16 protein-coding genes are annotated in these 20,060 nt (G+C 66.7%); 10 read left to right on the forward strand and 6 right to left on the reverse strand.

From position 1 onward, the window contains the following. The first annotated feature begins 8 nt into the window (after positions 1 to 8). The 6 genes from AC6HZP_RS05045 (at position 9) to AC6HZP_RS05070 (ending at position 6,454) form a co-directional block, all read left to right on the forward strand. Complete coding sequence (locus AC6HZP_RS05045; protein ID WP_497525650.1) at positions 9 to 923, forward strand: sugar phosphate isomerase/epimerase family protein; 915 nt, start codon at positions 9 to 11, stop codon at positions 921 to 923. 161 nt (positions 924 to 1,084) lie between these two features. Continuing rightward, on the forward strand, positions 1,085 to 2,263 hold the full coding sequence (locus tag AC6HZP_RS05050) for an aldose 1-epimerase family protein (protein ID WP_497525651.1): 1,179 nt from the start codon (positions 1,085 to 1,087) through the stop codon (positions 2,261 to 2,263). A 229-nt stretch (positions 2,264 to 2,492) separates the two neighbouring features. Continuing rightward, the gene (locus AC6HZP_RS05055) at positions 2,493 to 3,245 is read left to right on the forward strand and encodes an SDR family NAD(P)-dependent oxidoreductase (RefSeq protein WP_497525652.1); all 753 of its coding nucleotides are present in this window, start codon (positions 2,493 to 2,495) and stop codon (positions 3,243 to 3,245) included. Positions 3,246 to 3,414: 169 nt separating this feature from the next. Next, on the forward strand, positions 3,415 to 4,623 hold the full coding sequence (locus AC6HZP_RS05060) for a CaiB/BaiF CoA transferase family protein (RefSeq protein ID WP_497525653.1): 1,209 nt from the start codon (positions 3,415 to 3,417) through the stop codon (positions 4,621 to 4,623). Next, a complete protein-coding gene (locus AC6HZP_RS05065) occupies positions 4,620 to 5,390 on the forward strand; it encodes an enoyl-CoA hydratase/isomerase family protein (RefSeq protein WP_497525654.1) in 771 nt (256 codons plus the stop codon). Before AC6HZP_RS05060 ends, AC6HZP_RS05065 begins: the two co-directional genes overlap by 4 nt. Positions 5,391 to 5,518: 128 nt before the next feature. Next, positions 5,519 to 6,454 (forward strand): GGDEF domain-containing protein, encoded by a 936-nt coding sequence (locus tag AC6HZP_RS05070; protein WP_497525655.1) that lies wholly within the window; start codon positions 5,519 to 5,521, stop codon positions 6,452 to 6,454. 21 nt (positions 6,455 to 6,475) lie between these two features. Here AC6HZP_RS05070 and AC6HZP_RS05075 read toward each other — a convergent pair whose 3' ends face one another. Beyond that, the gene (locus tag AC6HZP_RS05075) at positions 6,476 to 7,513 is read right to left on the reverse strand and encodes a LacI family DNA-binding transcriptional regulator (protein WP_497525656.1); all 1,038 of its coding nucleotides are present in this window, start codon (positions 7,511 to 7,513) and stop codon (positions 6,476 to 6,478) included. 343 nt (positions 7,514 to 7,856) lie between these two features. Here AC6HZP_RS05075 and AC6HZP_RS05080 point away from each other — a divergent pair, with 343 nt between their 5' ends. The 4 genes from AC6HZP_RS05080 to AC6HZP_RS05095 all read left to right on the forward strand — a co-directional run bounded on the left by AC6HZP_RS05080 (position 7,857) and on the right by AC6HZP_RS05095 (position 12,024). Then, positions 7,857 to 8,588 carry an SDR family oxidoreductase gene (locus tag AC6HZP_RS05080; protein ID WP_201402551.1) on the forward strand — a complete coding sequence of 244 codons (732 nt, stop codon included), beginning with the start codon at positions 7,857 to 7,859 and terminating at the stop codon, positions 8,586 to 8,588. 582 nt (positions 8,589 to 9,170) lie between these two features. Next, a complete protein-coding gene (locus AC6HZP_RS05085) occupies positions 9,171 to 10,151 on the forward strand; it encodes an ABC transporter substrate-binding protein (RefSeq protein WP_497525657.1) in 981 nt (326 codons plus the stop codon). A 71-nt stretch (positions 10,152 to 10,222) separates the two neighbouring features. Next, the gene (locus AC6HZP_RS05090; protein WP_497525658.1) at positions 10,223 to 11,257 is read left to right on the forward strand and encodes an ABC transporter permease subunit; all 1,035 of its coding nucleotides are present in this window, start codon (positions 10,223 to 10,225) and stop codon (positions 11,255 to 11,257) included. A 2-nt stretch (positions 11,258 to 11,259) separates the two neighbouring features. Beyond that, positions 11,260 to 12,024: an ATP-binding cassette domain-containing protein gene (locus AC6HZP_RS05095; protein WP_371812875.1), complete on the forward strand. Its 765-nt coding sequence runs from the start codon at positions 11,260 to 11,262 to the stop codon at positions 12,022 to 12,024. 232 nt (positions 12,025 to 12,256) lie between these two features. On the opposite strand, the gene AC6HZP_RS05100 is transcribed toward AC6HZP_RS05095, so the two are convergent. The 5 genes from AC6HZP_RS05100 to AC6HZP_RS05120 all read right to left on the reverse strand — a co-directional run bounded on the left by AC6HZP_RS05100 (position 12,257) and on the right by AC6HZP_RS05120 (position 19,937). Then, positions 12,257 to 15,463: a GH36-type glycosyl hydrolase domain-containing protein gene (locus tag AC6HZP_RS05100; protein WP_497525659.1), complete on the reverse strand. Its 3,207-nt coding sequence runs from the start codon at positions 15,461 to 15,463 to the stop codon at positions 12,257 to 12,259. A 94-nt stretch (positions 15,464 to 15,557) separates the two neighbouring features. Next, entirely contained in the window at positions 15,558 to 16,439 is an 882-nt protein-coding gene (locus AC6HZP_RS05105) for an SMP-30/gluconolactonase/LRE family protein (protein ID WP_497525660.1), read from the reverse strand. 8 nt (positions 16,440 to 16,447) lie between these two features. Further along, complete coding sequence (locus tag AC6HZP_RS05110; protein WP_497525661.1) at positions 16,448 to 17,422, reverse strand: ABC transporter permease; 975 nt, start codon at positions 17,420 to 17,422, stop codon at positions 16,448 to 16,450. Then, positions 17,419 to 18,435, reverse strand: a complete 1,017-nt coding sequence (locus AC6HZP_RS05115) for an ABC transporter permease (protein ID WP_497525662.1) — start codon at positions 18,433 to 18,435, stop codon at positions 17,419 to 17,421. Before AC6HZP_RS05115 ends, AC6HZP_RS05110 begins: the two co-directional genes overlap by 4 nt. Next, positions 18,432 to 19,937 (reverse strand): sugar ABC transporter ATP-binding protein, encoded by a 1,506-nt coding sequence (locus AC6HZP_RS05120; protein ID WP_497525663.1) that lies wholly within the window; start codon positions 19,935 to 19,937, stop codon positions 18,432 to 18,434. Before AC6HZP_RS05120 ends, AC6HZP_RS05115 begins: the two co-directional genes overlap by 4 nt. Positions 19,938 to 20,060: the final 123 nt, after the last annotated feature.

Here is a 20,060-nt window from a genome sequence, read left to right on the forward strand (position 1 = left end):
AACTCATCATGATGCAGACCGGCATTTTTTCCGGCTATTTCCCCTATGGCCTCGAGGAGACGGCGAAAAAGATCCGCGCGCTCGGCTTCAATACGGTGCAGCTCGACCTGCATTTCAAGGATATCGACCTCTCGGCCGGAGAGATCACCAAGGCCAAGGCGAAGCAGGTCAGGGACACGTTCCGCGACCACGACCTGCCGATCTCTTGCATCTCGGGCTACACCAACATCATCCATCCCGACCGCGACGAGCGCGCCCGCCGCGTCGGCTATCTTAAGGAAATCATCCGCAACGCGCGGGATTTCGGCAGCCCTTACGTGATCTCCGAGACCGGCACCTACAACACCGAATCCGACTGGGTTCATCACCCGAAGAACAAGACCGAGGAAGGTTTCGAGGAATGCCGCAAGGTGATCGCGGAGCTGTCGCAGGAAGCCTATGACCATGGCGCGGTCTTCCTGCTCGAGACCTATGTGAACAACGTCGTCGGCTCGGTCGAGGAGACGGTGAAGATGTTCGCGCAGGTCGATCATCCCGGCCTCGGCCTCTTGATGGACCCGACCAACTATTTCGAGACGCACAACATCGACCGCATGGATCCGATCCTGAACCAGGTGTTCGACACGCTGACCGACAAGATCAAGATCGCGCATGCCAAGGACGTGAAGCGGTCCGGCGACGACAAGAGCGAGAAGCACGCCGACATCGGCGACAGCGACGCGCTCGAGAGCCACACCTTCCGCGGCGTCGGCGAGATCGAGCTGCCGGCGCCCGGCCTCGGCTCGCTCAACTACGACCTCTATCTGCAGCGCCTCTCGGAAAAGCACCCGAACATTCCGGTGATCATCGAGCACCTGTCCGAGGACGACGTGCCGCGCGCCAAGAAATTCCTCGACGGCAAGCTGCGCGCCAACGGGCTGTAGGGAAGACCCTAACCCTCTCGCGCAAGCGGGAGAGGGGAGCGCGCCCCGCGGCCGCGATGTCGGTGAGTGGGCGCCGGCGGAATTGCCCTCTCCCGCTCGCGGGAGAGGGTTGGGTGAGGGCCTTGTGGCCTTCCGCGAAACGAGAAAAGCGAGACACGACCATGGTGGAACTCTTCGGGCGGAGTTTTTCGCGGCGCGAGCTGGCGGAGCATTCGGGAATGCTGTCGCAATTCGCCGGCGTCCGGCTGGTGACGCTGGGCGACGGCGTCGAGCGCGGCATCCGCATGCTCGAATTCCGCACCGGCACCGGCCTGCGCTTCACCGTGCTGGTCGACCGCGCGATGGATATCGCCGATCTCGACTACCAAGGTACCTCGATTGGCTGGCATTCGCCGGCCGGCTTCAGGAACGCCTTCCTGCATGAATATGAGGGCGAGGGCGGGCTGGCCTGGCTGCGGTCGTTCTCGGGCCTGCTCGTCACCTGCGGCCTGGACCATGTGCTCTTCATGCATGAGGCCGCTGCCGACAGCTACGTCTACGGCCCGCGCGGCACGGTCAAGCATTCGCTGCATGGCCGGGTCAGCACGATTCCCGCGCGCCTCACGGGCTATGGCGAGACGTGGGACGGCGACGAGTGCACGCTGTGGGCGGAAGGCATCGTCCAGCAGTCGGCCGTGTTCGGCGAGGATCTGCACCTGATCCGTCGCATCGAGGCGAAGGTCGGCTCGAACGAGATCAAGCTCACCGACCGCGTCGTCAACCACGGCTTCTACAAGACGCCGCACATGTACTGCTACCACATCAACCCGGCGGCGCCGCTGCTGGAAGAGGGCGCCCGCTATGTCGCGCCGATCGAGGAAGTTGTCTGGGCGGCCCATGCCGGCGCCGATTACCGGAAGCAGGGCGTCGGCTACCGCACCCTGCCGGCGCCGCAGCGGAACTTCCACGAGCAGGTCTGGCAGCACCAGATGAAAGCGGATGCGAACGGCCTGGTGCCGGTGGCGCTGGTCAACGACCGCCTCGGCCTCGCCTTCGAGGTCGAGACGCGGCAGGACCAGTTCCCCTGCCAGTTCGAGTGGCAGAACCTGCAGGCCGGCCAGTATGCGATCGGCCTCGAGCCCTCGACCAACCACGTGCTCGGGCACAGATATGCCGAGGAGCACAACGAGCTGATCTGGCTCGAGCATGGCGACGAGCGCCATTACGACACGACCTTCCGCATCCATGCGGGGACAGATTCCGTGGCGGCTCTGGAGCAGCGGATTTCCGGCCTCGCCGCGCAGCCGACCGACGAATATCCGGCCCCGACCGGCAACCACCGGCCAATCCTGGGGCGATGATGTTCGAGAGCGGCCGAGGGCCCAGAAACTGGCGTCATCCCGGCGAAGGCCGGGATCCATTCAGCCGGAGCGGAGGGAGGTTCGCGGACTCTCCCTGGCGGCACGGCTGCATGGATCCCGGGTCGCGCTGCGCTTGCCCGGGATGACGGCGAGCGGGTGGCGAGGCCGAGGTCTCTCCGGCCCGAAGACCTAATTCCTGCGCTTGGGAACTGACCTTGGGAACTGACCCATGAACATCCAGAACAAGACCATCCTTTACACGGGCGCTGCCGGCGGCCTCGGACTGCCGGCGACTTTGGCCTTCCTGCGGGCGGGCGCGACGGTGGTGGCGATCGATCATGATCCCGCCAAGGGCGAGGCGCTGAAGCAGGCGGCTGCCGAGGCCGGCCTAGACAGGCTCGTCTTCGAGGCGCTGGACCTCTCCGATCTCGCCGGTTTGAAGGCGGGGCTGGAGCGGCTCGCTGGGCAGGTGGGCGGCTTCGATGTCGTCATCAACAACGCCGCGATCTACCCGTCGAAGCCGTTCGAGGACTACACGATCGAGGAGCACCAGGCGGTGCAGCGGGTTAATGTCGACGCCGGCATCGTCTGTGTGCAGGTGGCGCTGCCGGGCATGCGGGCGAAGGGCTTCGGCCGCATCATCAACATCGCCAGCGTGACGCTGTCCGGCGGCTGGGCCAATCTCTCGCCCTATGTCCAGTCGAAGGGCGCGCTGGTCGGCCTGACGCGCGCCTGGGCGCGCGAATTTGGTCCGTACGGCATTACCGTCAACGCGATCTCGCCCGGCGCCTTCCCGACCGACGCCGAAAAAATCCATCCCGATCCCGAGGGCTACAACCGCTTCGTGCTCGACCGCCAGGCCGTCAAGCGCCGCGGCGCGGCCGCGGACATCGCCAACGCGCTGATGTTCTTCGCCTCCGAGGAATCGGGCTTCGTCACCGGCCAGACGCTCAATGTCGACGGCGGATGGTGGATGACGTGAGACGGATCGCGAACGCGACCATGCCGGCCGTCTGGCGCGGCTCTCTGCGCTTCCGGTGCTCACGGACCGAAGTCCGCTCCGCTCCGGTTCTCGACAGCCACGCCAGCCGACTCTGCCTGGCGCATTCCCGAGCCGTCTCACGGCCGACGATGTACAAGGGATACTGAAAATGGGCATTCTCTCCGGGTACCGTGTGCTCGACTGCTCGATCGCCATGGCCGGGCCCTTCGCCGCCCAGCGCCTCGGCGATCTCGGCGCCGACGTCGTCAAGGTAGAGCCGCTGAATGGCGAGTGGCAGCGCCATGTCGCCGCCGGTGGCGCGCGCGGCAACAAGGTCAACGTCTCGTTCCTGTCGCTCAACCGCAACAAGCGCTCGCTCGCCATCGATCTGAAGAATCCGGACGGCAAGGCGATGCTGCTGGAGCTGGTGAAGACGGCCGACGTCTTCCTGCAGAACTACCGCCCCGGCGTCGCCAAGCGCCTCGGCGTCGACTATGAGAGCCTCTCGAAGATCAATCCGAGGCTGATCTACGTCTCGATCTCCGGCTATGGCGAGGATGGGCCGTATCTCAACCGCCCGGGTCAGGACCTCGTGCTGCAGGGCATGTCCGGCGCGATGCTGTCGGCCGGCCGCGCAGGCGAGCCCCCCAACGCCGCCGGCCAGTATCTGGTCGACGCGATCACCGCCTATACGGCGTTCGAGGGCGCTCTGGCCGCGCTGCTGCATCGCGAGCGGACGGGCGAGGGCCAGTTGGTCCAGGTCAACATGCTGGACGCGATCACGACGATCCAGATGCAGGAGCTCTCGGTCTTCACCGTCGCGGGCAAGCCGCAGACCCGCTCGGCCGAGCCGCATGCGCATGTCTATATCCGCGCCCCTTACGGCGCGTTCGCCACGACCGACGGCTACATCATCGTCTCGTTCCCGAAGCTCGCGACGCTCGGCCAGGTGATCGGCGAGGATAGCTTCCTCGGCATGGACGACGAGGTCGACACCTGGGAGAAGCGCGACGAGATCTTCGCCAAGACGCGCGAGAAGCTGAAGACGAAGTCCTCGGCCGAATGGCTCGAATTGCTGCGCGCGGCGGATATCTGGTGCGGCCCGGTCTATGGCTATGCCGACCTCGTCGAGGACGAGCAGATCAAGCACAACGGCACCTTCGTCGAATATGACCATCCCACCGAAGGCCATGTGAAGACGCCGGGCTTCGCCATCAGGTTCTCGAAGACCCCGTCCACGGTCGAGCGCGGCGCGCCGCTCGCCGGCGAGCATACCCGCGACGTGCTGCGCGAGGCGGGCCTCGGCGAGGCCGCGATCGACGAACTGGTCGCCAAGGGCGCGGTCATGGACGGCACGGCGAAGGAGGCGGCGGAATGACCGACGACATCCTCTTCACCGTCGACGGTGCCGTCGCCACCATCACGCTGAACCGGCCGCAGAAGCTCAACGCCGTCACGCCGGAGATGTCGAAGGCGATCGTCGCCGCCGTGCGAGAGTGCAATGACAGCGACACGATCCGCGTCGTCATCGTCACCGGCGCGGGCGAGCGCGCCTTTTGCGCCGGCTCCGACATCAAGGAGCTCGACAGCTACGAGACACCCTGGCAGTTCCGCAATCGCGCCGATTATTGCGACGCGATCCGCAAGCTGCTGAAGCCGACCATCGCGGCGGTCAACGGCTATGCCTTCGGCGGCGGACTGGAGACATCGCTTTCCTGCGATATCCGCATCGCTTCCGACAATGCGCAGTTCGCCGCCCCTGAAATAAAACTCGGCTGGATCGGCGGCGGCGGCATGGCGACCTTCCTCGCCCATTCCGTCGGCCCGTCCAACGCGGCGCTGATGATCATGACCGGCGATCCGATCCCGGCCGAGAAGGCGCTCGCCTGGGGGCTGGTCTCCGAAGTGGTGCCGCAGGCCGAGCTTCTCGCCCGAGCCCGCGCCATCGCCGAGGTGATCGCCAGCCGCGCGCCGATCGCCGCCGAGACCGCCAAGCTCAACCTGCACGCGGCCTTCACCATGCCGCAGGAGCAGGCGATCGACTACGAGCGCGACCTGCAGACGATCTGCTTCGCTACCGAGGACGCCATCGAGGGCCGGGCCGCGTTCAAGGAAAAGCGCCAACCCGTCTTCAGGAGGCGCTGATTGGTGTCGTCCTCGTCGGTCGATATTGGATCGGACCGGCAGTTCGGCTAACGTCGCGGCTCTTGCGGCAGCTCCGGCCAGCGTTGGCTCTGGTGTTGCGGTGACATCGTAGCGATGGAGACGTTGGCTTGGACGGCGATGTCACCTCTCAGCTCGAGAGGCTTCATGAGGCGTCGGATGTATTGGTCGCGCTCTATGACGCCTTCGATCGCATCCGCTATGCCAACCGGGCTTTTCGCGATGCCTATTTCGTCGACCGCGACGAGGCTCCGACCTGGGCCGAGCTCATGCGCCGCAATCACGGCCTACGGCGCGGCACGGTCCTTCGCGTCGACGATGTCGAGGCCTGGCTGACCTCGACGCTGTCGCGGCGCGGCAAGACAGGCTTTCGCGCCTTCGAGACGGACTTGCATGACGGGCGCTGGCTCTGGATGACGGAGACGGTGCAGAGCGAGGGCTGGATGCTCTGCATCGCCAGCGACATCACCGGCCTCCGCGTCGAGGAGCGCGCCATCCGGCAGGATCGCGACCAGGCGATCAAGGCGTCCTACACGGACGACCTGACCGGCATTGCCAACCGTCGCTTCCTGACCACGCGCATCGAACAGATCCTTTCCGCCCACCGCGCCGACGCGCAGGCCGGATGCCTGGTCGTCATCGATCTCGATCACTTCAAGCTGGTCAACGACCGTTTCGGCCACCAGACCGGCGACATCATCCTGCGTGACTTCGCGCTCCAGATTCAGGGCCAGTTGCGGCGCGCGGATTCGTTCGGCCGGATGGGGGGCGAGGAGTTCGCGCTGACCTTGCCCGACACGTCGCTCGAGCACGCGAGGCTGATCCTCGAGCGTATGCTCGCCGTGGTCCGCGCCTCGCGGCCGCTCACCCTCTATCCGGATTTCTCCTATTCCTTCTCGGCCGGGATCTCGGTGTGCCGGCCGGAGGACACGTTGAGCGAGTTCTACCGACGCGCCGACGAGGCGCTCTATCAGGCCAAGGTCGCGGGCCGCAACCAGGCGCTGGTGTTCGTCGATCCCGTCGATACCACCGTCGAGGCGCGCTAGGCCCGGATCTCTCCGGTCTTCTCAGGCCGAGGCCCGCATGACGAGCTTGCCTTCGAGCCGCACCTGCTGGGGCGGGTGGCTCTCGTCGCCTTCCACCTCGTTCTCGACCCGGTCGAGCAGGATCGAGACGGCGTTCTGGGCGAGTTGGTCGAAATCCTGGGCCACCGTCGTCAAGGGCGGACAGCCATAGCGGCTGTGCGGCTGGTCGTCGTGGCCGGCGATGCGGATGTCGCAGCCGGGCTCGCGGCCGATGCGAAGTCCGTGCTGGAACGCCGCCGCCATGACGCCGACGGCGCAGCGATCATTGGCGCAGAGTACGGTACGGGTCGGAAAGCCCGGTCCCTGCAGGACGCGTCGCGCCTCTTCGAAGGCGATGTCCTCGAAGCGCCAATCGTTCTTCGGCGTGACGGCGACGATCTCCGGCTTCAGGCCGAGCCGTTCCATGGTCTTCACATAGGCGAGCTTGCGCTCCGGGCCGTTCTGGTTGACGGCCGGCATGTCGAAATAGGTCGGCGCGTCGCCGCTGCGGCAGAGATATTCGGTGATCAGCGGGACGCTCTGGAAATTGTTGGTGCCGACGAAGGGCGTGTCCTCGTCGAGGCTTGAATCGAGGAACACCATCGGAATGCGAGCCTGGAGACTGCGGATCAGCTGCTGGTCGGAATGGACGCCGAGCGGCGCGACGATGGCGCCGGCGATCTTCAGCGACAGAAGCGTTTCGATGGCGCGGGCTTCGAGCTGCGCATCGCCGCGCGACGACAGCACGATCGCCAGATAGCCGCGATCGACGCAGCGCATCTCGATCCGCCGCACCAGCTCCGAGAAGAAGGTATCGCCCGTATCCGGCACGATCAGGCCGACGATCTTCGGCCGCTTCTTGTTCAGGTTCACCGCGAAGAAATTGGGGCGGTACTCGTACTTTGCCAGCGCCTTCTCGATCTGGGCCCGGGTGGATTTGCGGACGCTGTCGGGGTCGTTGAAATACTTGGATACCGTTGGTCGCGAGATGCCGCTGAGCGCCGAGAACTCCGCCATGTTCTTGATCGTGCGATCGGTCATTCGTGTTCTTTCAACACCGGGTTTTGGCGGGGCAAGCAACCGTGCGTCACGGTAGCCGAAATCGTCGTCCGTCGACGCGTGATGACGCAGGGTCTGCATTTCGGGCGAAGCGGACAGGAGACGTAAAGCTAGAGTAACAGACTGCTTTACGCGTGCAAATTTCCAAGTTGACGTGCTTGGGCGGAATGTTAGCCTCCTTGGAGAGGTTGAGCGGGACCGGGAGGACGCGCGAGGCGGAGTTGTCTCGTGCGCGGGACCAAGCCAGCACCCATCATCGACGAAGCGCGGAAGCCGGGCGGATGTTTCGGCGGGCGACGACGTCGTGCGACCAGGGAGGGTCTGCATGAGCCGTGATCTCAAGGGAAAAGTCGCGCTGGTCACCGGCGCGAGCTCGGGCATCGGCCGCGCCATGGCGCGGATGCTGGCGGGGCAGGGCGTGCGCCTGGCGCTGGTCGGCCGTTCGGCGGAACGGCTGCAGGCCGTGCGCGACGAATTCCCCGACGCTGACGCGCTCGTCATCGCGGCCGACCTGACCAAGCCCGCCGAGGTCGAGCGCACGATCGCCGAGACGATCGCCCGCTTCGGCCAGATCGACATCCTGCTTGCCAATGCCGGGCTCTATCTGGCCGGCGACCTTGTCGACGGGAACCCCGACGATTTCGACGCGGTGATCGGCGTCAACATCAACGCCGTGTTCCGCGCCGTGCGGGCAGTCCTGCCCGGCATGATCGAGCGTGGCTCCGGTGAGGTGATCGTCACCAGTTCGGTCGCCGGCCATCAGGCGATCCAATGGGAGCCGGTCTATAGCGCGACCAAGCATGCGGTGCAGGCTTTCGTGCATGGCGTCCGCCGCCAGGTCGCGCCGCATGGCGTGCGGGTCGGCGCGGTGGCGCCGGGCGTCGTCCTGAACGAGCTCTGGGGCTATTCGGATCCCGCCGTGGTCGCTGCCAAGGCGGCGGCGCGCGAGGGGCTGCTGTCGGAAGACGTCGCCGACGCGGTGCTGTTCATGCTGACGCGACCGGCCAATGTCACCATCCGCGATCTGGTCATCCTGCCGCAGAACCAGGACATCTGATCGGCCTTCCGCAGCTGCGGCGCGCCGGGCGGCCCGACGCCGGAAACGGCGTCGGCCGGACGCTTGCGCCCGGCCGGGCGCATCGCTCTCCACTCGCCGGGTCCGATCAGACGGCGTTGATCCCGCTCGTAGCGGGCCGGGATCCATGGATTCCTCTTGGGCATGCCCAAGAGGTATTCCAAGCAAACTTAGCTTGCGTAAAATATCGGATTGACCTCGTCGAAACGCGCAACTAGGCTCATTTCAACAAAAAAGAAATGGGAGGGCTTGGCTCTGCGGAGCCATCAGCCAAATTTGCTGTATTAGTCTCGGCGTCGCCTGTCATCAGGCGCGATGAGGATTGTATTGTCTGATGTTGCAGGCGTCAGGCTGCCAATTTGCTTGTCGAATTTCTTTTATATCCGAATTTTAACTTGGGCGCGCCTTGGCGTGCCAGTGTCCAATCAAGGCCGTATCGATCGCCTGGAGCGTCGATGCCGGCCGAGACCATCGGGTCGAACCGCCCCGAAGAAGGGCGTCGGCAGATGGACCACCGTTGCTCGGCAACAGCTTCCAAATGCAAGGCAAACACGAGGGAACGCCATGAAGAAAATCGTCAAGGCACTGGCGGCACTGGCCGTCGGCGCGACCGTCCTGACCGGCGCCGTGGCGCAGGCGCAGGACAAGAAGCCCACCATCGCGCTCATTCCGGGTCTCACGACCGACGGCTTCTACATCACCATGCGCCGCGGCGCGGAGGCCGCGGCCAAGGCCGTCGGCGCCGAACTCGTCTTCCAGGGCGCGCCTGAATTCAACCCGGTGCTGCAGGTGCCGGTGCTCGATGCGATCATCGCCCGCAAGCCCGACGCGATCCTGATCGCGCCGACCGACAAGGTGCAGCTCGTCGAGCCGCTGAAGAAGGCCCACGCGGCCGGCATCCCGGTCATCACCGTCGACACCTTCATCGGCACCGGCAACTACCAGACCGGCGCCGGCGACGCCGACTTCCCGCTCGCCTATATCGCGTCCGACAACGTTCTCGGCGGCCGCATCGCCGCCCGCTCGCTCGCGAAGGCGATCGGCGAGAAGGGCAAGGTCTACGTCTCCAACGTCAAGCCCGGCATCTCGACGACCGACCAGCGCGAGGAAGGCTTCAAGGCGGAGATGAAGAACTTCCCGAACATCGAGGTTCTCGAGACCCAGTTCAACGACAACGACTCGAACAAGGCCGCTTCGCAGCTGCAGTCGGTGTTTGCCCGTAACTCGGATCTCGCCGGTGTCTTCGGCGCCAACCTGTTCTCCGCGCTTGGCGCCGCCAATGGCGTCCAGCAGGCCGGCCAGTCGGGCAAGGTCAGGGTCGTCGCCTTCGACGCGCCGCCCTCGATCGTCGACAACATCAAGACCGGCCTGGTCGACATCGCGATCGCCCAGCATCCGGCTGAAATCGGCTATTTCGGCCTGATCTCGGCCTTCGCCCATCTCTCGGGCCAGTCGATCCCGGTGGCGATCGGCACGGGCTTCACCGTGATGGACAAGGACAACATCGACAAGCCTGAAATCGCGCAGTTCATCTACAAGGATTGAGCCGCCGGCGCCGTCGGGCCAGCGGTCCGGCGGCGCTCCCTTTCAGTTCGATACCTGTTACGGAGTGGCGCATGTCCGCCCATACGTCTACGGAATCGCGCGCGGACCCCACCCAGTCCCGGTCACGTCAGCTGATCGTTCGCATTGCGGCCCTGCGCGCCTGGCTGTTCCTCGCCCTTCTCTTGATCTTCTTCGAGACGTGGTCGCGCGTCAGCTACGGCCAGACCTTCCTGTTCTCGAGCTATAATGCCCAGTCGATCGCGATCTTCGCCGTCGCGCCGCTGCTCCTGGCGCTCGGATCGACCTTCGTCATCATCTCCGGCGGCATCGACCTTTCGGTCGGCTTCATCATGGGCCTCGCCGCCGTCATTGCCGCGCACGCCACCAATATCGCCGGCCAGTCGCTGCCGCCCTTCGCGGCCATGCTGGTGGGCATCACCGCCGGCCTCGTCGTCGCGCTCGGCCCCGGCTTCGTCAACGGCTTCCTGATCTCGAAGCTGAAGGTGCCGCCCTTCATCGGCACGCTCGGCATGTTCGGCGTGGCGCGCGGCGTCGCCTTCCTGCTCGCCGGCGGCACGACGGTTCCGGTCTCCAATGCCTGGTTCGCCTCGCTCGGCAATGGCCGCCTCTTCGGCGTGCCTATCATCGTGATCATCACGGTCCTGTTCGTGCTCCTGATGCACTACGTCCTGTCGCAGACGCGCTTCGGCCAGCACACCTATGCGATCGGCGCCAACGAGCAGGCGGCGATCCGCTCCGGCATCAACGTGCCACGCCATATCCGCAAGCTGTACATGCTCTCCGCGCTCTGCGCCGGCCTTGGCGGCGTGCTTTATGCGGCGCGCTTCACGGCCGGCGCCGCGCAGGCCGGCGAGCCGCTGCTGCTCGACTCGATCGCCGCCGTGGTGATCGGCGGCGCCAGCCTGTTCGGCGGCTCCGGCACCATCCTCGGCACGGTCGCCGGCGCGCTGGTGATCGCGGTGATCCAGTACGGCCTCGTCTTCATCAATGTCGAGCCGTTCTGGCAGTTCGTCGCCGTCGGCGTCGTCATCATCATCTCGGTGCTCGTCGACCAGACGCAGCGCAAGTTCGGTGGGGATCGTTAGGGATGTCCGTGCAAACCAAGCTGCCGTCCGAGGAGCCCGTTCTCGACGTTCGCTCCGTCTCCAAGCGGTTCGGCGGCGTCGAGGCCCTGAAGGGCGTTTCGATGTCGCTCTATCCCGGCGAGGTGGTGGCGCTGGCCGGCGACAACGGCGCCGGCAAGTCCACCCTGATCAAGACGATCTCCGGCGTGCATGGCCCCGATGGCGGCGAGATCCGCTTCGCCGGCGAGGTGGTCCATTTCGCCACGCCGGAAGCGGCCCGCGCCCATGGCATCGAGACGATCTACCAGGACCTCGCGCTCGCCGACAATCTGTCGATCGGCGCCAACATCTTCCTCGGCCGCGAGCCGATGAAGCGACTGTTCGGCATCCTGCCGGTGCTCGACCGGCCGGCGATGGCGAAGGCCGCCAAGGAGACGATGGCGCGGCTCGACTTCCATGTGAACCGGCTCGACGCGCCTGTCGGCCGCTTTTCCGGCGGCCAGCGCCAGGCGGTGGCCATCGGCCGGGCGATCTACTGGAACGCCCGCGTCCTGATCATGGACGAGCCGACGGCGGCGCTCGGCGTGCCCGAGCAGCGCAAGGTCGTGTCACTGATCCAGAACCTGAAGGCGCAGGGCCGTGCGATCATCTTCATCTCGCACAACCTCCAGGACATCTTCGCGGTGGCCGACCGTATCGTCGTCCTGCGGCGCGGCACGCTGGCCGGTGAACGCAAGATCGCCGAGACCAACCCCGACGAGATCGTCAAGCTGATGGTCGGCGGCTGAGGTCGGTCTCCAACGATGACGGCCGCACCGGTGCGGCCGTCATTTTCTTCCTTGAACCCTCCCCTTGAGGGAGGGTCGAAAACGCCCTTCGCGTTTTCGGGGAGGGGGTCTCTTTCTAGCTCCGGCGGCTATCCTCGATGGGTCACTTCGATAACAAGCGGCCCCTCCCCAAAACCGCTGCGCGGTTTTGACCCTCCCTCAAGGGGAGGGTTCAAGCGGAAGCCCGTATCGCTCACGATGTCTGGGGGACGTCGAACTCCCGCTGCATCTTGAGAATCCGCCGCAAGAACAGCTGCGTATAGATGCCCGGGCCGCTCGAATAGGTGCGCCAGCCGCCGTCGACGGCGATGTCACCGTCGCGGACCCGGCTCCATTCCGCGCTGGCGCGGTAGCGGTCGGAAAAGGCGGCGTCGCTCGAGCTGAAATAGGTGTTGCGCTGGCGGAGCGACGCCTGCGGCAGCAACTCGGTGACGGCAATCGGGTTGACGAAGGCGAGCGCGGCGCGCGCGCCGTCGACATCGCCGCTGACGGCCAGCGCCTCGCAATAGCGTAAGTGCGCGTGGACATAGAGGAGGCCGATCTCGCGGCCGAAGAAGGCGGCGGATTCGGCCCGGCGGAACAGCGTCTCGACGCCGCCGCGATAGACGACCGGCTTGTCCATCAGCCGCGCCCCGTCCGGGAAGAGCAGGTGCTCCTCGATCAGTTTCAGGTGCCGCTTCGTCTGCTCCGGCGTGAACAGCCCGCCCAGAATGGCCTGCGTCATCGGGATCAACGAATAGGAAAGCCCGGTGCGCCGGTCATCTGGATGCAGCATCAGCTCGACGCCGTGATGGCCGGGGTCGAACACGCCGTAGCCGGCAAGGACGCCGTCGCGGATCAGGTGGCGGTTGACGTCGGCCCGGATCGCGTCGGCGAGCGAGGCGAGTTGGTCGGCCTCTTCGATGGCTCCGGTCCGCCGCAGGATCGCGCCATAGCGGCGGATCTGCTCATAGAGCAGCGCGACGGTCCAGCTTGAGACCATCCAGTCGGCGAGATGCGGATCGGCCGGCTGCAGGGAATCGTTCCAGTCGCCCTCGCCATAGCGGATCAGGTGCGTGCCGGGGACGAAGCGGGAGCGGACGGTCGCGAGCAGCAATTCGACATGCTCGCGGATGGAGCCTTGCTCCGTCGTTGGCTCGAGATTGTCGTCGCGCCGCCAGGGCAGCGCCTCGTCGAGGATGCCGAGATCGCCTGTCGCCTCGACATAGTCGCAGAGCGCCTTTAGGGGCCAGACGACGATGTCGCCATGCGCCTCGCCGGCGCGGATGTTGGAATAGGGCGGCAGCATGAACCATTGCGGCCAATCGCCCCGCGTCCGGAACTGCTCGGCGAACAAGATCGTCAGGATTGCGCGCGCCGTCACGTCGTGGCGGAGCGCCAGCATGAATTCGAGCGGCCCCTGGCAGACATCGCGCGTGCCCCAGGCGGCGCCGGTATATTGCTCGAGCCCGTGCGGCACGGTGAGGTGCACGATCGCGTCATGTGCCAGCCAGGGCAGGATCGCCTGCTCGGCGGTCAGCGCGTCGCCATCGTCGGGGACGCGGATCTCGCGCGTGACATTCCGCCAGAAGGCCTGCGCCGGCTCCAGCAGCGTCAACGCGTCGATGCCGGCGGCATAGCGATCCGCGAGCCTTTCCGCCTCGGCGGCGTCGGTCATCGAGCCGACGACGGCGAAGGCGAGGCGGCGCGTCGCGTGGGTGCGGATCGCGACATGGCCGCCGGCGCGCGCGACGCCGTCCTCATAGAGCAGCTCGTCGCCGCCGATCGCCTCGACCGCGTCGGGCGTGCCGGTGATGAGATGGTAGGCGGCGTCCGGAAAGCGCTGGCCCCAGAGCCAGTCGGAGCCCGGACGGAAGGTGAAGCGCTTCGCGGCCGCGTCGACGGTGATCCGGCCGCACTGCTCATATTCGCGTTCGCCGAGCACGATCTGGCCGAAGACGAGGAAGCGGGCCGGCGGCCCTTCGACATCGACCTGCCACTGCATCGCTGCGTCAGCGCCGGCGGCGATCGCCGAGACGGTGACGATCCGGTCGGCGAGGCGATAGATCCAGCGGCAGTCGCTCAAGCCCATGTCGAAGGCGGAGGGCACGGCGAGCAGGCGCCAGCCGTCGCCAATATCGATCAGCATCCGCAAGCCGCTGGCGCGGGTGATGTTGTAGGGGTCGCGCGAGACCGAGAACAGCTTGTGGAACGAGGTGTTGCCGATCGTCAGCTGCGCCGCGAACACGCCATGCATCCAGCAGGTCGCCGCCAGCGTCGCCTCGTCCGGCAGCATCGACTGGCCGCTCCGGAGGATCGAGCCGTGCCGGCGGGCGACGAGCAGCTCCTTTTCGGCAAGCACGACATGGCGGTTCAGCGCGCCGTCGGGCACGAAGAAGGAGAGGAGGGCGGCGTCGCCTTTCTCTTCCAGCGCGCGCGACGGATAGAGCCGATCGAGCAGCGCGGCGTCGAGCGGCAGCACGTCGAGCGTCGGCGCATCCTGCAACAGGCTGCGGACCGTCGGCGCGGGATCGGCCTCGGCAGGCGCGGGTGCGAGCGCCGCGGCGGCGATGCCGTCGAGACGCCCGAGGTCGGCGTCGCTGGAGGCTTCGGGATGGTCGGCGACGAAGACGTCGAAGAAGGTGCGGCGGTCCGATCGGCCCGGCTTGAGCCTCATCGGCTTCGATTGCAGGGCCGGGCAGGCGAGCTCGTGCTGCCAGACGACATTGGCGAGATCCCGGCCGAAGCCGAGCCCGATCTCGTCGAGGACGCGGTATGGCGTGCCGAAGAGCTGGATCGCGTCGGTCGAATAGGCGGTCGCGCCTTCGATACAGCCGAGCGCATGCCAGGGATGGCGGCCCGCCTGCGCAAGATTTTGCCGGCTCAGCACCACCGGGCCGAAGGTCGGATGCAGGGCGGCGCGATGGTCGAGATATTGCGAGGCATAGGCTTCGCTCCCCATCAGGAAGCCACGGCCGCCGAGGCCGAGATCCTGCGCCAGCAGGACGTCGCAGGCGATCTCCGCGGCTCCGAGGTTCTGCAGCTCGACATGCCAGAACCAGCGGGTCGCCACCGGGTCGAGGCGGAGCGTGACGCGATGCGCGATGCCGCCCGTCTGGCCGCGCCAGGCGAACTGGCTCTCGCTCGCCGTGAATTCGACCCTGGCGCGCGGGCCGACCAGCTGCGCGATGAACGGGCTCGCGCCGCCGACGCGCAGCCAGATCCGCCCGATGCCGCCCTCGACCGGCGAGCCGAGGACCTGGTTGATCATCGTCTGGCTGCCACCGTCGCGATGCGTGATGGCGAAGAGCGAGCCGTTCGGCAGGACGGAAATCGAGAGGCCGGCCGGATTCTCGATCCCATGGAGGCCAAGGTCGCCATCCCGGGGTGTCTGGATTTCGCGTCGGGTCGTCTCGGACATCATCGCCTCGCCAGTTTCGCCGTTCCTGCCGGCTTGGCGGATGATATCGACCGTTCGGCGATTTGCCGATGGCCAGATCGGGCTTGTCTGGCTCCTAGCCCTTGAACGGCACCAGCGGCAGGCCCTTGACGCCGACGTCGAGGGCGAACAGGCCACCGGGATTCTGCTGGCCCTTGAGCTGCTCCGGCGTGCGGTTGTAGATCGCCGTCGTGACATAGAGCGTGTCGAGATCCCGCCCACCGAACTCGCAGCAGGTCGGCAAATCCGTCGGCATCTCGATGGTCCGCATCAGCTTGCCCGCCGGATCGTAGCGCAGCACCTTGCCCTTGAAGGGGATGGTCGCCCAGTAGCAGCCCTCGGCATCGACGGTGGAGCCGTCGACGACGCCGCCCATCTCCGAGAGGTCGAAAAAGGGGCGCTGGTTCTCGACTTCGCCGGTGGCGGGATCAAAATCCCACGCCCAGACGACCGGGCCGTGGCTGTCGGTGTAGTAGAGCGTGCGGCTGTCCGGGCTCCAGGCAAGCCCGTTCGAGCAGCCGAAGCCGCCGGCGACCTTATGCACCGAGAGGTCCGTATCCATCCGGTAGAGCGAGGCGTTCTTCACCACCGGCTTGCCGGGCGCCTCGAACATCGAGCCCGACCAGAACCTTCCCTGGCGGTCCGTCTTGCCGTCGTTGAAGCGGTTGTCGGGCAGGTCGGCTTCGGGATCGGCGATCGGGGTCAACGCGCCGGTGTCGGGGTCGAAGAAGTGGAAGCCGCTCGCCATGGTGAGCACCAGCCCGCCCTTTTCGCGCACCGCGATACAGCCGAGATATTCCGGCAGGACGAAGGTCCGCGTGTTGCGCGTCTCGGGCTCGAAGCGATGGATCGCCTTGGCGTAGATGTCGATCCACCAGAGCACGCCGGCCTTCGGATCCCAGTAGGTGCTCTCGCCCAGCTGCGCCTTCGCGTCGGCGACGCATTCGATGTCGGTCATGGGATTCCTCAGACGGATTGGCTTCGCCGCCGGCGGGGCAGGAAGACGGAAAGGCCGGACAGGGCCTCGCTGGCGAGCGAGACGGTGACGAGGATGACGACGCCGTAGACGATCAGGAGCGCGCCGCTGGAGAGGTTCAGCGCCGGCAGGAGCCCGGTCAGGATCGTCAGCACGAAGGCGCCGGCGATGGTGCCGATATAGTGGCCGCTGCCGCCGAGGATCGAGGCGCCGCCGATCGCCACCGCGGCGATCGAGGTGAAGAGATAGGGATCGCCCATGCCGAGATAGGCCTGCGCCGTGTAGCCGGTCAAAAGCATGCCGGCGAGCGCCGCCGTGAAGCCGGAGAGCGTGTAGGCGAGGACGGTGGTGCGCAATGTCGGCACGCCGGAGAATTCGGCCACCGTGGCGCTGGTGCCGACGGCGTAGAGATGGCGGCCGAACGCCGTTTTCGACAGGAGCACGGTGGCGAGGATGGCGAGCGCGATCCAGAGGATCAGGATAACTGGGAAGCCGAGGATGCGGCCGACCGCGAGGAACTGGATCGCTTGCGGCGCGGTCGAGGTCGGCGCGCCGCCCGTATAGACGAGGATGCCGCCCTGCAGGATCACGTTGACGGCGAGCGTCATGATGATCGGCGGCACGCCGAACAGCGCGACGCCGAGCCCGTTGATCATTCCCACCAGCGCGCCGGCGGCGAGCAGCAGCGGCACGATCCAGACCAGCGGCGCGTCCTGGCTGCCGGCGAGCAGCGTCATCAGCACGGCGGCCGAATTCAGCACCCAGGGCACGGAAAGGTCGATGCCGCCGCCGATGATGACGAAGGTCTGGCCGAGCGCGACGATGCCGATGAAGGCGGCGAGCACGGCCGTGCTGCGGAGATGCGTCGGCGACAGGAAGCCCGGCGCGACGACGCTGGTGAGAAGCAGCAGCGCGATCATGCCGAGATAGGCGAGCAGGATGGCCCGGTGGCGGCGCAGGTTCATGAAAGGCTCCGTCGCGCGGATTTCTCGGCGATCGAGCTGGCAAGCACCGCAATCAGCAGGATGATGCCCGAGACGATCGGCTGCCAGTAGCTGGAGACCTCCAGCACGAAGACGAGATTGCCGATGATGGTCAGGATGTAGGCGCCGATGATCGTGCCGACGAGGCCGCCGCGACCGCCGAACAGGCTGATGCCGCCGATCACCGCCGCCGCCACCGAGGGCAGGATGTAGTCCTTGCCGATGGTCGGCGATCCGGCGCCGGTCTGGGTCGTCAGATAGAGGGCCGCCAGCGCCGCGAACAGGCCGGAGAGGCCATAGGTGGCGACGTTGATGCCGAGCGGCGAGACGCCGGAGAGGAAGGCGGAGCGCTCGTTCGAGCCGGTGGCGCGGATCGAGATGCCGAGCCGGGTCCGCTTGAACCAGAACCAGAAGGCGAGGAGGGCGAGGAGCAGCCAGACGGAGCTCGAAAGTCCGAACCACTCGGAAATGCCGAACCGCGTCCAGCTCGCCGGCACGCTGCCGCCGTCAGTCGGCAGGATGATCATCGCCGTGCCGGAAAGGATCGACCAGGTCGCCAGCGTCACCAGGAAGGGCTGCAGGCGGAGCACTGTGATCAGCAGGCCGTTGAAGGCGCCGACGAGGCCGCCGATCGCGACGATGCCGAACGCCCAGGCGGCCGCCTGCGCCGGATCCGTGCCGAAGCGGGTCGCGGCTAGGACGGTGCCGAGGCTGATCATGCCGCCGATCGAGAGGTCGATGCCGCCGCGTAGCAGCACGATGGTCTGCCCGGTCGCCGCCAGCAGCAGAGTCATCGCCGCCGCCGTGTCGAGGTTCAGCTCGTCGATGGTGAAGACGCCTTCGCGGAGCGTGCCGTAGACGGCGAGCAGCGCGGCCAGCATCACGCAGGGAATGATCAGCGAGGCGCGGTCGAGCAATCTGCCGCGCCAGAGGGACGCCGCGCTCTGTCGCGTCGCCGCGCCGTCGGTTGGATGTTCGAGCGTCGCCATGGTCATGCCGCCCTCGTTTCGATCATGGCGGCGCGCAGGATCTGGCGCTCCGAATTGTCGTCGCCCTCGAGGATCGCGGCGAGCCGGCCGCTGCGCAGCACCGCGACCCGGTCGGCGACATGCACCAGTTCGGCGAGATCGCTCGAATAGAACAGGATGGCATAGCCCTTGGCCGCGAGATCGCGCATCAACTGGAAGATCTCGCCCTTGGTGCCGACATCGATGCCGCGCGTCGGATCGTAGAGCAGCAGGATGCGCGCCTGCGTCAAAAGCATCTTGCCGAAGATGACCTTCTGCTGGTTGCCGCCGGAGAGCGTGCCGGCGAGCTGCTCGGGCGTGCCGGCCTTGATCTTCAGCGTGGCGATCATCTCGTCGACCAGCTTGCCCTCGCGCTTCGGGTCGGTGAGGCCGAAGCGGGTGAAGCGCTGGATGACGGAGAGCGTCAGGTTCTCGCGCACGCTCTTCGAAAGCAGCAGGCCGTGATTGCGCCGATCCTCCGGCACCAGCGCCAGGCCGTCGCGGCCGGTCAGCGCCTGGCGCGGGCCGCGGATCGTCTTGGTTTTGCCCCAGATCTCGACCGATCCGCGCGACCCGCCAATGCCGAACAGCGCCTGGAACAATTCGCGCTGGCCGTGGCCCTGCATGCCGGCGACGCCGAGGACTTCGCCCTCGCGGAGATCGAGGTCGATGCCGTCGAGGCGGTGGCCGACGCCGAAACCGCGCAGCCGCACGGCCACCCGCTCCGTCGCCGTCGGCTTCCGCTCCGGATAGAGCCGGTCCATGCGGCGGCCGAGCATATCGGCGATGATCGTCTCGTCATCGACCGAATGGGTGTCGTAGGCGGAAACCGTCGCGCCATTGCGGAAGACGGTGATGCGGTCGGCGATCTGGCGCACCTCGCCAAGCCGGTGCGAGATGTAGATGACGAGCGTGCCGGCCCTGGCCAGCCCCTGCGACAGGCCGAGCAGCCACTCCGTCTCGCGCGGTCCCAGCGCCGAGGTCGCCTCGTCGAGGATCAGCACTTTCGGATCGCTCGACAGCGCCTTGGCGATCTCGACCAGCTGGCGATCGGCCAGCGTCAGCCGGCGCAGCTCCTGATCCGGCCGGATCGCCGGGAAGCCGTGCCGCGCGAACAGCGTCTCGGTGGCCTCGCGCAGGGCTCGCGCGCGGACGGTGCGGGCGAAGGACAATGGCTCGCGGCGGAACCAGATGTTCTGCTCGACCGTCAGGTCGGGGATCAGCGACAATTCCTGGAAGACCGGCGCGATGCCGGCGTCCTGCGCGGCCTGCGGATTGCGCGGCCGGTAGGACTCGTCGCGGAACCGGACGCTGCCGCCATCGGGACGGACAGCTCCGGCGAGGATCTGGATGAAGGTGCTCTTGCCGGCGCCGTTTTCGCCTAGCAGGGCATGCACTTCGCCGGCGCGCGCCGAGAAATCGGCGCGGCTGAGCGCGGTGATGCCGCCATAGGATTTGGTGACGGCGGTGGCGGTCAGAAGTTCGGTCATGCGTGGCCGGATCTCTGGTCAAAATTGCAGCGGCAGGCGAAGGGCGCGTCGGCGAAGGGTCAGGAAGCTTTCTCCCTGTGAGCCGGTAGCAAGACCCTCACCCAGCCCTCTCCCGCTCGCGGG

The organism is Kaistia sp. SLG-1, from assembly GCF_059699055.1.